9 protein-coding genes are annotated in these 13,332 nt (G+C 54.9%); 3 read left to right on the top strand and 6 right to left on the bottom strand.

All coding sequences use genetic code 11. The features are described 5' to 3' along the window. Positions 1–75: 75 nt before the first annotated feature. From FRY97_RS09920 to FRY97_RS09900, 5 genes are all read right to left on the bottom strand, one after another. On the bottom strand, positions 76–1,479 hold the full coding sequence (locus FRY97_RS09920; RefSeq protein ID WP_147167358.1) for an MBL fold metallo-hydrolase RNA specificity domain-containing protein: 1,404 nt from the start codon (positions 1,477–1,479) through the stop codon (positions 76–78). Positions 1,480–1,931: 452 nt separating this feature from the next. Next, entirely contained in the window at positions 1,932–3,071 is a 1,140-nt protein-coding gene (locus FRY97_RS09915) for a hypothetical protein (RefSeq protein WP_147167356.1), read from the bottom strand. A gap of 11 nt (positions 3,072–3,082) precedes the next feature. After that, positions 3,083–3,637: a hypothetical protein gene (locus tag FRY97_RS09910; protein ID WP_147167354.1), complete on the bottom strand. Its 555-nt coding sequence runs from the start codon at positions 3,635–3,637 to the stop codon at positions 3,083–3,085. 43 nt (positions 3,638–3,680) lie between these two features. Continuing rightward, positions 3,681–4,268, bottom strand: coding sequence for an RNA polymerase sigma factor (locus FRY97_RS09905; protein WP_147167352.1), 588 nt, complete (start codon positions 4,266–4,268; stop codon positions 3,681–3,683). 315 nt (positions 4,269–4,583) lie between these two features. Then, on the bottom strand, positions 4,584–5,621 hold the full coding sequence (locus FRY97_RS09900) for a tetratricopeptide repeat protein (protein ID WP_147167350.1): 1,038 nt from the start codon (positions 5,619–5,621) through the stop codon (positions 4,584–4,586). Between the two features lie 155 nt (positions 5,622–5,776). Between FRY97_RS09900 and FRY97_RS09895 the strand changes: the two genes are divergently transcribed. Further along, on the top strand, positions 5,777–7,387 hold the full coding sequence (locus FRY97_RS09895) for a hypothetical protein (protein ID WP_147167348.1): 1,611 nt from the start codon (positions 5,777–5,779) through the stop codon (positions 7,385–7,387). Here FRY97_RS09895 and FRY97_RS09890 read toward each other — a convergent pair. Next, positions 7,384–8,946, bottom strand: a complete 1,563-nt coding sequence (locus FRY97_RS09890; RefSeq protein WP_246141658.1) for a M48 family metalloprotease — start codon at positions 8,944–8,946, stop codon at positions 7,384–7,386. The genes FRY97_RS09895 and FRY97_RS09890 overlap by 4 nt on opposite strands. A 351-nt stretch (positions 8,947–9,297) precedes the next feature. On the opposite strand from FRY97_RS09890, the gene FRY97_RS09885 reads away from it, so the two are divergent. Next, complete coding sequence (locus FRY97_RS09885) at positions 9,298–10,179, top strand: mechanosensitive ion channel family protein (protein WP_147167347.1); 882 nt, start codon at positions 9,298–9,300, stop codon at positions 10,177–10,179. A gap of 59 nt (positions 10,180–10,238) precedes the next feature. After that, a complete protein-coding gene (locus tag FRY97_RS09880; RefSeq protein ID WP_147167346.1) occupies positions 10,239–13,331 on the top strand; it encodes a ligand-binding sensor domain-containing protein in 3,093 nt (1,030 codons plus the stop codon). Position 13,332: the final 1 nt, after the last annotated feature.

Here is a 13,332-nt window from a genome sequence, read left to right as displayed (position 1 = left end):
AACTTGATACAAAACGGGCAAGCACTTTTACAGTAGCTTGCCCGTTTTTTTCCTCTCCCAAACCACCCCACGCATTTACAACCGGAACGCCTCCCCGAGCTCCGGTATAGCCACATCATCGAAGCCATACCCCGCAAGGGTTTCCCGGAATGCCTCTTGCCGGTCTAGTGTGCCATGCACGAGAAAAATGCGGCGGACTTTCCCCTTCTGATTCTTCAGGAAAGCAGCCATCTCATGCCGGTCTGCATGGGCAGAAAAGGAGTCCATCACCTCAACTTTTGCATTTACCGGGCGCTCATCCCCGAAAACGCGCAGCATCTTTGCGCCATCCCTCAGCCGGCCGCCGGGGGTGTGAGGCGCACAATAACCCACGATGAGAAAGGTATTGCGGGGGTCGTCGATATGATGATAAAGGTGGTGCTTCACCCGCCCTGCGTTCATCATACCTGATGAGCTGATGATGATACAAGGCTCTGTGGAGTGGTTCAGCTTTTTAGAAATGGCGGCATCGCGCACATATTTCAGCCCGTTAAAACCAAAGGGGTTCTCGTCTATCAGCAAGTACTCGTTAAGCTCTTTATCAAAACACTCGGGGTGTGCCCCAAAAATAGTCGTAGCGTTGACAGCCAGCGGGCTGTCCACATAAACAGGGATGCGGGGCAGCTTGCCGGCTGTCTCCAGTTGATCGAGCATGTAAACAATCTCCTGCGTACGGCCCACGCTAAAAGCAGGGATGACCAACTTCCCCTTTTGCACCACACAGGTCTCCCGAATAATGCGCTCAAACCGCGTCATCTCATTCGGGGCATTCTCATGGTCGCGGTCACCATAAGTGCTTTCGCAAATGAGGTAGTCCACTTCGGGCATTGGCATAGGGTCGCGCAGGATCGGGCGGTTAGGGCGGCCAATATCCCCTGTAAAACCAAAAGACAGCTGCCGGCCCAACTGATCGATACGGATAGTGACGGACGCACTGCCTAAGATATGCCCTGCATCCCTGAACAAGACTTCCACCCCATCGTGAATGCGGAACCAACGGTTGTAGCTATGCCCTTCAAACTGATTGAGCGCGCGCTCAGCATCCTTTGCCGTATAAAGCGGCTCCGTCAGCTGATCTTCCCTGCCCTTCCGCTTTTGGCGTTTGTTAAAATAGTGCGCGTCCATCTCCTGTATCTTAGCACTATCAAGCAACATGATCGCACAAAGGCTACGGGTGGCATGTGTGCAGTGGATATCGCCCTGATAACCATCGCGCACCAGCTTGGGGATGCGCCCGCTGTGGTCGATATGCGCATGGGAAAGGATCATGCAATCCACAGACTCAGGGTCGAAGTTCCAAGCTTCATTAAACCCTTTCATCTCATCGGTATTGCCTTGGTAAAGGCCGCAATCCAAAAGGATGGTAAACCCGTCGTCGAGGGTGAGCAGGTGGGCACTGCCGGTGACTTCCCGGGCAGCCCCGCAAAATTGTATCTTCATGTTGGGAAGATAATAAGAATTGCCGGAGCCGGCAACCAAAGGCGTATTTGGATTTCACACGATAGGCGCTACGCCCAAATACAAGCTGGGCGTGAGCCAAAATGTCGCAGGCGTTTGTGCTTTTGGGGCTCTAGTGCCTCAAGCCATAAACACTTGCCACCCCAAGTTTCGTTCTTTTCCGCCTACTCTTCGTTAAAGAACCGCTCCTTTAGCTCGGGCTAAAGTCGCGAACCTTCGCCTTGATTAGCCGGAAAATAACTTCAACTTAAGTATCAGAGATTTATGGCTTAAGGCACTAGGCTGGCATTGGCCTAGCGCTGCGAAGGGGTGTACAGCCCGACAGGGCCGAGCGGACAGCGAGCCCCGTAGCATAGCGGCACCTGCCCGATGGCAGGGGCAGGCCCCATCCCGAAAAGCAGGCAGGGCAGGCTTTGCGCCCATACAGCTCCGCCCTAATCTTCCTGCTCCACTAGGAGGGCACCGTAAGATAAGCGAGCCCGGAGTGCGGCTCCAAGACGGCTGCTGCCCACCTCCCCCTTCACCTCATGCAGGGCAGGGGCTTCTTTCTCATAATGTACCTTCAGCCCCTTAGGGTACCGTATGCCAGCGTACTGCGCTTTAGCATCCAAGCGGAAAGGGGCTGATTGCTCAAACTGTACATGAAAATCCGTAAAACGCCCATTGAGGTCAATCTGCTCGAGCCCTTGCTCAATGCCCCCTATAAAAACACTACTGCTGTCCATCTCCACTTTAAGGTACTGCCCTATGTTGGACAAGAACACCTTAGAGAGGCTACTGTGGATAGTGACCGTCCCAGCCTTCGAAACATCAAGCTCATCGTACTTTCCTGTATTCTGTAGCGTGCCTACATTCTTGATCCGGTAAGTATCATAGCGCGTATTGGTGGTCAGCACCCCTATATCCTCCGCCTTTGCGACCGTATAGCGGCTATGGATTTCAGCAGTGCCGATATTCTCCAGCCAAGCTTCCGTGTGCAATAGGTTGGCACTCAGCTGTCCTGCTTCATCCACGCGTATATGCCCATGCTGTAGATTGATGGAAGCCAGGCCGCCCAGTGCGCTGCAATTGATATTGCCTTGCCTGACCTGCAGGTTGACCAGCCCTTCAATCTCCGATATGTCAACATCGCCGTACTCATTGCTGACCTGAACCGTCACATTGTGGGGCAAAGTGACTTTAAGCGCAATCGAATAGTCTTCGGGCTCCATTGCCCCCCAAGACCACCACTGTGTTTCTTTTGGCGCAAGCACCGTAGATACCGTCACCAGCTGAGGCAATGCCGACACCTGATTGCCGACCCGCTCGAAAACTTGGCGGGCACGTGCTTCCCCAGAGGCTCTGACCTCAGTGTAGACCTCAACCAAGGCCACGTTGCGCTCCCAGCCTCGGACCACCACCGGGCCGTACTTATTGGATAACTTGAGGACTGCCCCCGGCTGCATTGGGACCCGCTTTTTTATGGCACGGGAATATACGCCCGGGGCATTGGCATACACCTGCGCGCGCCCCTCTTGCTGCAGCCCCATCAATAAGAAGAGCACGCCAGCCCAAACCGCCCATATTTGATTCATGATTGCTGCTGTTAAATGAGGCTGTTGGAAGATTCCGTGGTTCCCAGCTCTATAGGCTCAGGGTTGGTCATTTGAATGCGGCTGAGCACCCTTTCCAAAATGTACACCTTGGCCCGGTAGGTATCCAAAAGGCTGCGCACCAGCTCCTCTTCCTTGCCCGGGGGGGCTACCTCCAGCTCAGCTTTGATCTCAGCCATGGCCTCATCCAAGCGCTCAAGGTCTGCCCGGACAGCGTCCGCCTGTTCATAACTGACGAGCTGCTGATACTTCTCTTGTATGCGCTGTTGGTAGTCCGCTTCCATTTTAGCAAACTGTGGGTCGACCAAAGCCGCTATCCCTCCATCCACAACCGGAGCAGGCTGTAAGTAAATGCCAAGGGCAGCCCCCATGCCCACAAGAGCAACGACTGCCGCAGCAGAGCGGATGGCCTGCCAGAGCCTGTGGCGCTTTTGAGCCCGGTCATCGAGCTGTGCGCTCACCCCCTGCCAAAGGCTGAGCCCCGGGCCTTCCACCTCGAAGTGGCCCCGGTGGCTTTCGATAATTTTTTCTATTTGTTCGCTCGTCATAATCATTACAATCTAAAACCCATTGGCTGTTGCCAGCCCTTTTTCACAATAGTTTACGAAGCTTTTGCCTGGCCCGGCTATACTGCGACTTTGAAGTCGCTTCTGAAACGCCTAAGATGTCAGCGATTTCTTTGTGGTCGTAGCCTTCAAAAGCGTAAAGGGTAAAAACGACCCGGTAGCCGTCCGGCAATTGCAGGACCGCTTTCCGGATCCGTTCAATTTCTGCCTTTGTCGCCACACCCTGATGATTGCCCCCTTCGGGCTCCGGTGCAGTCTCTTTAGCGTGCTCTTCCTCGAGCTCCTCCAGGCGGAGCCGGTTGCGCTTCAGGTGGTTGATACAGTTGTTCACGACAATCCGTTTGATCCATGCGCCTATTGAGGCTTGGTAACGAAAAGTGTGCAGCTTGGTGAAAACGTCCACAAAGGAGTTTTGCAGCAAGTCTTCAGCGTCTTGCTCATGCCGGAGCATGCGCAGACAAACGTTGTACATCGCATTGGAATAGAGTTTGTAAAGCTCAAACTGGGCCCGGCGGTTACCACGCTTGCACTTCTCGACGATGTCTTGGTGCGTACTTGCGTAATCCAATTTCAGGTGTTTGTGTTCTTCAGCGGGTGATGTTATGGCATGCATGTCTTCAATTTAGCCGTTATCCCTCACAAAGACCAACAAAAAAGGAAGAGGTTGCACCAGACCGTACAGCCTCTTCCTTTTTGTTGCCCCAGCCTTTTAGGCGCCAACCAGATGTTGTTCTTCTCTGGGCCTGCCCAGCTTGCTCCGCGGTATGGGGCTTGCCCCTGCACAGTGTGAGAGGGGCCACCCCTGCCTAACGGCCAGGGCCGCTACGCTCCGGGGCTCGCTGCCCGCTCGGCCCTAACGGGCTTTACACCCCTGCGCATCGCTTGTCCGATGCCATCAAAAAGCTCGGCTTTAGCCCCTGCTTTCCCTTTAGCCCTCCTGCTTGAGCCGCTCCACCCCAGCCTGTGCATCCTCATAATTGGGGGCCATGCGCAGCGCCTGCTGAAAATCCGCCAGGGCTTCTGCAGCTCTGCCCTGCAGCTCCCGGCTCAGCCCTCGGTAATAATAAGCCCGGATATGAGTAGGCGATACTTTGAGCGTCAAATCAAACTGTGCCTCTGCCTGGGCCAGAGAGTCCATATCCAAATAGATCAATCCGGAGTTGTAGTAGGCCTCATCGTACTGCGGGTCCAACACAACAATCTGCCCATAAAGCCCAATAGCTTCCTCTAAGCTGCCCTTAGCTGAAAGATAATCGGCCTTAGCATGCAGGGCCACGATATCATCCGGGGCCACCCGGGTAGCGTTGTCAAAATAACGCAGGGCCAAGGGGTCATCCCGCTCTGCGTAGAGTTGCCCGAGATTGATCCAGCCATCTACAATCGTCGCATCGAGCTCCACCGCTTTCTGGAAACTATTGATAGCGCGCACAGTATCGCCACTTTCTTTGAAGTTCATCCCGAACATAAAATAAGCTTCGCCGTTTTGCGGGTCCTGCTTCAGCAGCTGATCGATCACCTTCATCGACTCCTCGTGCTGCCGCAGGATGAGGTAGTACTCGCTCAGCTTGAGCAGCGTCTTTTCATCGGTGGGAAAGCGTTCTGAGGCCTCCTTCATTACGCCAAGGGCTTCGCGCGACTTGAAGTAGTCCAAGTACGCATCTGCGAGGCGGTGATAGTAAGCAGGCTGCAGGCTGTCCAGCTTTACTGCTATGGTGAGGTCCCGGATCGCTTCATCGTATCCGTCGTTTTCATAAAACAGCACACCACGCTTTGCATACAAGCTTGCATCTTCTGGCGACTTGCTGATGGCTTCCGTAAGCCCATCGATAGCAGGGTTGCCAGTAGTGCCGAGGGCTTCTGTTGCCGTATCAGCCGTTTTTTCCTGCCCGCCGCAGCTGCTGAGGCCTGCTAGCACAATAATAGCCATGCCCAACAATATCCGTAGTGTCATATTACCAACTTTCATAGGCGCTCCCGTGTATAATGTGTGTACAAACCCTTAATGAGGCTTCCTCATTAGCCAGGTATATTTCTAACCGGCGAAGATAACAAATTAGCCCTCGCCGACAGGCCTTTCGGGGCTGGCAGTTGTGCAAGCCCCCGGCCAGAATGCGTAAACACATGAAAGAAACGCTGATTTTCCTCGCTCTGTTGCTTGGCTCCTACAAAAACGGGGGCGCCCAAAACTGGCCTGCAGTTTTCCTAACCGACGGCGACGCCAATGAGGCCATCCTTGCCCTACAGCCTTTGCCCGATGACGGCTGGGCTTCCGCAGGGCTCTTTACTGGCTCCTCCCCTTTTCCAGGGCAGCCGGGCAGCCAAGGCAGGGCCGACCTATTCTTGGCCCGGTATAATGAGGCCGGGCAATTGCTATGGTCTGTACAGGGAGGGGAAAGCGAGAACGAAGAAGTCTCAGGGCTGGCCCTGCACCCCAGTGGCGACCTCGTGCTGAGTGGCGCCTTTTGGGGCAGCCTTACCCTAGGCGATACCACCCTGCAGGCAGGCAGCAGCCTCCGGGCACTTTTCATTGCCTGCTTTTCGCCTGAAGGCACATTGCGGAGGGCCTACAAAATCGGAGGGGAAGGGCTCAAGGACCTTGCCGGGCTGCATTTCCTGCCAGATACCAGCATGGTCATCAGTGGCTATTTTGAAGCATCCCTCGAGCTGCCAGACACCATCCTACAGAGCCAGGCCGAACCGGGCAGTACCTCACTGTTCGCTGCCCGGCTAAGCCCCAATGGGCAAGCCCTTTGGGTACAGCAAGCAGGCACTTTTGGCAACATCCGCATCCAAAGCATGGCGGTCGCCCCTGATGGGCAGATCAATGTAGGGGGGAATTTCGACAATGAGATCGAGCTCGCCGGTACCACGCTGGATGCCGGCTTTTTCAATCAGGACGTCTTCCTGGCGGCTCTTTCTCCGGAAGGAAACTGGCTGTGGGCGCGCGACCTTGGTGGGGTAATAGACGACGAGCTGACGGCCATGGCTACTGATGCAGAAGGGAATGTGTACGCCGCGGGGAATATAGTCGGCGTGATGACCCTGGCTGATACCCTGAGCATCCAAAGCAGCAATGGGAATGCAGACATTTTCCTGGTCAAATACCTGGCTAACGGGCAGCCAGCCTGGGCCAGGGCACTCGGCGGGCCAGATGTGCAGGCTGGGGCAAGCCTGGCAGTAAATGATGATAATGTAGTGGTGCTCGGGGGGAGTTTTCAAGGCCCTATCAACTTTGATGGGATAAGCGCAGACGCTGGGACAGATGGCGCATCTTGGGGGCTCACTTCCGCTTTCCGTGCCAGCGATGGCAGCACCCGCTGGCTGGTCCCTATCCCTGCTGACCTTCTAGGGCTGACCCAAGCGTTGAGCTTCCGCAGCAATGGCCAGCTTTTGGCAGGAGGCACTTTTGGGCAGACCGCTATGTTCGACGGCCTTACGTTCAGCAGCGAAGGCAACACGAGTGCATTCACTGCACTGCTCAACCCTGTGCTCACGCCTGCCTCAGCCCGCCTGCACACGCCCAGCCGCCTAAAGGCTTTTCCAAACCCCACTTCCGGGTGGGTCACGCTTCAGGGGCTGACACGCCAAAGCCCCATCCGATGGTTCGACAAGCTTGGGCGGCCAGTGCAGCCGCCCAGGGCGGGGCTGGCCTTTGACTTGACCGGCTACCCACCGGGGGCTTATTTTGTCGTGGCCGGGCAGCAGCGGGCCCAAGTGCTCCTATTGCGCTAAGGGCGAGGGCTGCCCTTCTGCGTCACCTTGAACAGGGTGCCTGCCGCAACCATATCGTCCAACGACATCCCGTTGAGTATGGCAAACTCTTCCAAGCGGCTGGCCGGCACGCCCTGCTGCCGCAGCAAGCTCTCCAAAGAACCGCCCCGCGAGGCCTCCACGATTTTAATCCGCTCGGGGGCAGCGTTGATTTTGCCAGAATCGGTAAGGCGGGCAAAGCCATTCATAGTGCGGTCGAACTGAGGCTCATACTTACTGTACTGGGCTTGGTAAGCCATGCCCAAAAGCTGGTAGACCCGACCGCCGTATTCAATGAGCGCTGCTTTGAGCTGTATGACCTGGCCAGACTGTGCATCTGCTTGTTGGCCGGAAATGAAACGAGCAGGTAGCCCATTGACCTGTTTGTTCTGCCGGCCTGTGACCTGAAAATTGTACTGCTGCAGAAAGGCTTCTTCTGCCCTTTGCAAGGTAGGCTGCCCAGAGAGGGTAAGGACAAGCAAGGCTTCACCGCCCTCCGGTGCCATCTGCACTTGGCTGGGGCTGTTCACTGTCTTCCAGGCATTGGGCACAGGGAAGAAGAAAAGCAGCTCCGGGTGGTAAAAAGCGTTGCCCTCCACATAGCCCTGCCTAGGGTCTTCCCCATAAATGAGGCCGTCTATCATGCGCAAGTAGCTGTCTCTGCCCACTTCCAGCCGCTGATTGCTGTAGCGTTGCTGCCACTGCTGAGCCTGTTGCCGGGTATTTTGGTAGCGGTTGGCCGGGTCTGGGTGGGTAGAAAGAAAGGTGGGCAGCCGCCCACCGGCCTGATCGCTCAGCCGGCCCAGCGTCTGAAAGAAATCTGCCATTTCTCGGGCATCGTACCCAATCTTCGTGGAGTACTCCACCCCAAGCCGGTCCGACTCGCTCTCTGCATCCCTTCCGTACTTCAGGAAGAGCAGGGAGAGCCCTTGGCTCGCTACATCGGCAAACTGGGCAAACTCAGGCGAAACGACAATGCCAGCAATGAGCCCAATTTGCCCCAGCATCTGACGGCTGTACTGCCGGGCCGAGTGCCGGGCGGTAATGTGCCCAATTTCATGCCCCAATACGCCGGCAAATTCTGCCTCATTGTTAAAATGTGCCATGATGCCACGGGTGAAATAAACATAACCGCCTGGAAGGGCAAAGGCATTGACCACCGGCGAGTCTAACACCTTGAACTCATACTTCAGGTCTGGCCGGTGAGAAACCCGGGCCATAAGCTGCCCCTTAGCATTGATAAAACGCTGCAGATCTGCATCCTCGTACAAGCCGTAAGCTGCTACGATCTGCGGGTCAGACTCCATGCCCATCTGTTGCTCCTGCCCTTTGCTGAGGAGCATCAATTCCTTTTTCCCGGTAACGGGGTTGGTCGCACAAGAAGCAAGCAGAATGGCGATGAATGCCAATAGCCCTATGTGCAGGGCCGAGTGCCTATCGAGATGGCAGGATATACTCATGGCTGTCGTTGTTTTATAGTAAGGAGAAAAACGGAGGCTGTTGCTCCAATTACCGTTGAGCTTGTTCTTAAAGATAAGCATAGCTCGGGAGATGTTCAAAGCGTTTGCGCCCAACTGTGATGGCCATGGAGCCGATGGGGCGGCGAGAAATTTAGATCGGGCGACACTCGCCCGCCCTGCCGCTTGGTTATACGGATTTCCGTTTTATATTAGATTTGATGCGCCGGGCAACCCTGTAGTGGGAAAAAATGAGTTGTTTTCAGCCACGCGCCGGCTTTTCTAAGGAGCTTACCTAAGCTCCAATGACTGAAAAAAGGCATAGCGTGAAGAAGTAAAGCGCCCATTCAACCCTATAATGATCCCCGGCGCATCAAGCCTATTCCACCCTCCACCCCTTCAAAAGGTTTTATCTGCTTTAACACCAGACCAAATATGACTCAGCAAATTGCCATCTACATTATCACAGTCCTGGCAGGCGGGGGGCTGACCCTTTGGGCCACCTTAACGGTAATATCCAGGTATAAGCAACGAAAAATCCGGCGCATCAGTGAGCTGGATGAATTCAATGCCGTCAATACAGAGCTGCCCCCTACCGACCCCAGCGAGGCCACCCTTCAACAAGCGGCCGACAATATTTCCGGGCGGTTCAGCATCATCCGGAAGGGCGCAATTGTACTGATCACACTGGCCTTCCTACTCCTAGCCCTAGTGCCCTTCCACAAGGTATTGCCACTGACCTCCATTTCGGTCCTGATCTCTGCTTTTGGTATTGTACTAGGGATCGCAGCTCGGCCCGTCATTGAAAATTTCATTTCAGGCATCCTCCTGAGCTTCTCTTCCAACATCAGGCTTGGGGACACCGTCGTTATCGATGGGCAATATGGCACGGTAGAAGACATTTCCTTCTTGCATACCTGCGTAAAAACCTGGGACTGGAAGCGCTATATTATTGCCAATTCGGACATGATCCGAAGGGAAGTCATCAACTTCACCGCTAAAGACAATCTCATATGGGCACATGTAGAGTTTTTCGTAGCCCCGGCCGAAGACCTCCAGGAAATCAGGCGCATAGCACTCGATGCAGCCAGGCAGCATACTGCACCGGGCATCACAGAAGCCCCTCGTTTTTGGGTGATGGCCATGCAGGAGCAATCCACGAAGTGCTGGGTGGCTGCTTGGGCCAACTCCCCCGCAGAGGCTTGGGAGCTTCAGCACAACTTGCGCACCACGCTGACGCTCGCCCTGCGCAAAAAGGGGATAGCGCCCCATCTGAACCATCACCAATTAGCCAGCAGTGCCACAGTGCCAAGCTAGATGGCCTGATCATCGCTTAATTTTCCGTATTTTGGAGCTGTCATCATATCCATTATCAAATGAAGAGGCTCTGGTGTTTCCTATTGTCCTTCGGGCTGCCCGTACTTGTCTTTGCACAAGGCAATGTACAGGTAAAAGTCTACGACTTTGAGGACGGCCTGAGCCACCGCGTTGTGTCTAAAATCGGACAGGACAGCCAAGGCTACATTTGGATGGCGACCATCAATGGGCTGAACCGGTTTGACGGGTATGAGTTCATGACGTATGCTCCACAGGAGAAAGCGGCCTACCTGCCACAGGCATCGTTTACCGACCTATTGATAGGTGATGCCGATTTTTGGCTGGCTAGCCCCAACTACCTCACCCGCTTCGAACCGGGCACCCATACAGTAGCATCTTTCAAAATCAAAGCGGGGGATGTCCAAGCCCGGCAAGCCTTGGTGCCACACAATCTGACGCCAGGCCCAGGCGGGCAGCTTTGGGCTGCCGCCTATGATGAACAGAGCGCCCGCAGCAGCCTCCTACTGATACAGCCCGACGGGCGTTTTGAGACGGTCATGGAGCTGGAAGGGCAGAATATTGGCCGCCCAATGGCACAGATAGGCCCGGCCCTATTCCTCGGCGCATCTTCACATGAGCTTTTGAAAATTAGTGCAGCAGGCGCTTTGCTGCAGCGCTACCCCCTTCCCGGGGATAAGCAATCTCCTATATCTCAACTTTATGCCCTGGGGCAAACCCTTTACATTCTTTGCGTGAACGGCGAGCTATATACGTTTACAGAAAAAAATGGGTTTGAACTGCACCCGGCCAGCATCCGGGCCGAAGCGGCCAAAGCCCTATACGTAGAGCAGGATGGGAGCCTTTGGATTGGGGGGCGGGGGCTATTGTTGTATTATGATGCAACTCGCGGCACGGTCTCCAACTACGCGCCGGCTGTCCGGGAGATCACTAAGAACACCGCGACTTACCAGCAAATATTCCGGGACCGGTCAGGGACCATTTGGATAGCTTCCGACTTTGGAGCCATCCGCCTCGTTCAGGCAGAACGGCTATTCAGCCATTATCTTTCGGACGGGAGCGAGTACTGCAGCAACATTTACTGCAGCATCCGGGGCATTACCGAAGACCAATCCGGGCAGGTGTATTTCTCCTACTACAACTCTATACACGTCCTCAACCCCAATACCGATGGGCTGCGCCCACTGTTCCCGGTCAACAACTTTTTCAACTTCCCCTTTGGGCTTACTTACCACGAAGGGGCCCTATACACCGGCAATGGGAAAAGGATAGACCTGTCTACCCTTGAAGTAAGGGACATCCTGGAGCTGCCAGATAAAGACCTGGGGCATGTGGTCCCCGACCGTGATGGCACCCTATGGATGGGCTATCTCCATAACCTCTACCAATACGATCCCGGACGGGACGCGCTGACGCGCTACGACGGCCCTTCCGGCCAATGGGATACGCTGGATGGCAATATCAGCTACCTCCACCTCAGCCCAAACCCTGAAATCCTTTGGGTAGGCACGCTGAACAACGGCCTGCACAAAATGAGCAAAGCCGATGGGCGGGAGGCCCATTTCCATACCGGAAGCGAAAACGGCATGGCGCTGCGTCACGATCAGGTCAATGTAGTCTATGAAGACCCTGCAGGGCGGGTTTGGGCGGGCACGGGCGCTGGGCTGCACTGCATTTTCCCTGAAGGGGATAGCATGAGGGTGTATACCACTGCAGAGGGCTTGCCCAATGACTTCATCAATGGCATTTTGCCGGAAGGCGACTCCTCCCTCTGGATCAGCACCAACAATGGGCTGAGCCGGTTCAGCCTTAACACAGGTACTTTTCAAAATTACTTTATGGAAGATGGGCTGAGCGCCAACGAGTTCAACCGGATTTCCTTTTTCAAATCACGGGCTGGCCGGTTGTACTTTGGCGGGCTCAATGGGCTCAATGCTTTCTTCCCTGGCCCCGCATTTCTTGAGCAGCGGGTAGAGCACTTGGACATCCCTCTGTTGTTCACGCAGTTCAGCAAGTACGATGCGGCCAAAGATACCCTGGTACTGCAACGGCATGGGCTAAACCCCGACATGGCCATTGAGCTTTCTCCCTGGGACCGCATTTTCACCTTTAATTTTGCTCTGGCCGACTACCACCAGCCACAGGATAACATTTTTTCTTATCTACTTGAGGGGTATGATGAGGATTGGAGCCCGCCCGGCCCGGGCACTATGGTGCGCTACAACAATATCCCTGCAGGCACCTATACCTTCCGGGTAAGGGCCAAAGCAGGCAGGGCTGAACAGCACTGGAACAGCCAAGAGCTGGCCATACCTATTGTCATACACGAAGCATTCTACCGCACTTGGTGGTTTTGGCTTGCCTGCGGTGCTGTAGTCATTATGGCCACATACCTCATCATGCAATATCGGGTAGCTAGAGCGCAGCAACAGCAGAAAGAGCTTGAGCGCCTGGTAGAAGCCCGTACCCGCGAACTGGCTCTGGAAAAGCAGAAATCAGAAGAGCTCCTGCTGAACATCCTCCCCGCCGAAACGGCGGAGGAGCTGAAGGAGTTCGGCTTTGCCAAAGCCAAAAGGCACGAGCTCGTCACGGTCATGTTCTCAGACTTTAAAGGCTTTAGCCGGATCTCTGAGCAAATGGACCCCGAAGACCTCGTAGCTGAAATAGACCATTGCTTCCGCGGGTTTGATGAGATTATCGAGCGGTTTGGGCTGGAAAAAATCAAAACCGTAGGCGATGCTTACCTCTGTGTGGGCGGCATACGGGACAATGATGGGGACGAAGCAGTAAGGGTGACCCTTGCAGCTATGGAAATTCAACGGTTTATGGAGGAGCTGCGCAAAGACCGCCTGCGCGAGGGAAAACCTTTCTTTGAAGCCCGTATCGGGATACACACCGGACCGGTGGTAGCGGGGATAGTCGGCATTAAAAAATTCGCCTACGATATTTGGGGCGACACTGTCAACCTCGCTGCCCGAATGGAGACGAGCGGAGAAGCAGGGAAAGTCAACATTTCGGGAGAAACCTTTGCGCTGGTGCGCAGCCACTTCCGCTGTGAGTACCACGGGCAATATACCGAAACGCGGGGGGAGAACATTTCCATGTATTTTGTCAAAGAATATACCGGCGACTGAC

Origin of the sequence: Phaeodactylibacter luteus (assembly GCF_007993045.1) — a bacterium.
Taxonomy (GTDB): Bacteria; Bacteroidota; Bacteroidia; order Chitinophagales; family Saprospiraceae; genus Phaeodactylibacter; species Phaeodactylibacter luteus.
The sequence above is the reverse complement of the archived record's forward strand: the minus strand, read 5'-3'. Positions and strand labels throughout refer to the sequence as shown.

Excerpts from the sequence above, each read along its gene's own strand:
- FRY97_RS09880 (WP_147167346.1), top strand. The coding sequence starts at position 10,239 with ATGAAGAGGCTCTGGTGTTTCCTATTGTCCTTCGGGCTGCCCGTACTT.
- FRY97_RS09920 (WP_147167358.1), bottom strand. The coding sequence starts at position 1,479 with ATGAAGATACAATTTTGCGGGGCTGCCCGGGAAGTCACCGGCAGTGCC.
- FRY97_RS09885 (WP_147167347.1), top strand. The coding sequence starts at position 9,298 with ATGACTCAGCAAATTGCCATCTACATTATCACAGTCCTGGCAGGCGGG.
- FRY97_RS09905 (WP_147167352.1), bottom strand. The coding sequence starts at position 4,268 with ATGCATGCCATAACATCACCCGCTGAAGAACACAAACACCTGAAATTG.
- FRY97_RS09895 (WP_147167348.1), top strand. The coding sequence starts at position 5,777 with ATGAAAGAAACGCTGATTTTCCTCGCTCTGTTGCTTGGCTCCTACAAA.
- FRY97_RS09890 (WP_246141658.1), bottom strand. The coding sequence starts at position 8,946 with ATGCTTATCTTTAAGAACAAGCTCAACGGTAATTGGAGCAACAGCCTC.
- FRY97_RS09915 (WP_147167356.1), bottom strand. The coding sequence starts at position 3,071 with ATGAATCAAATATGGGCGGTTTGGGCTGGCGTGCTCTTCTTATTGATG.
- FRY97_RS09900 (WP_147167350.1), bottom strand. The coding sequence starts at position 5,621 with ATGAAAGTTGGTAATATGACACTACGGATATTGTTGGGCATGGCTATT.
- FRY97_RS09910 (WP_147167354.1), bottom strand. The coding sequence starts at position 3,637 with ATGACGAGCGAACAAATAGAAAAAATTATCGAAAGCCACCGGGGCCAC.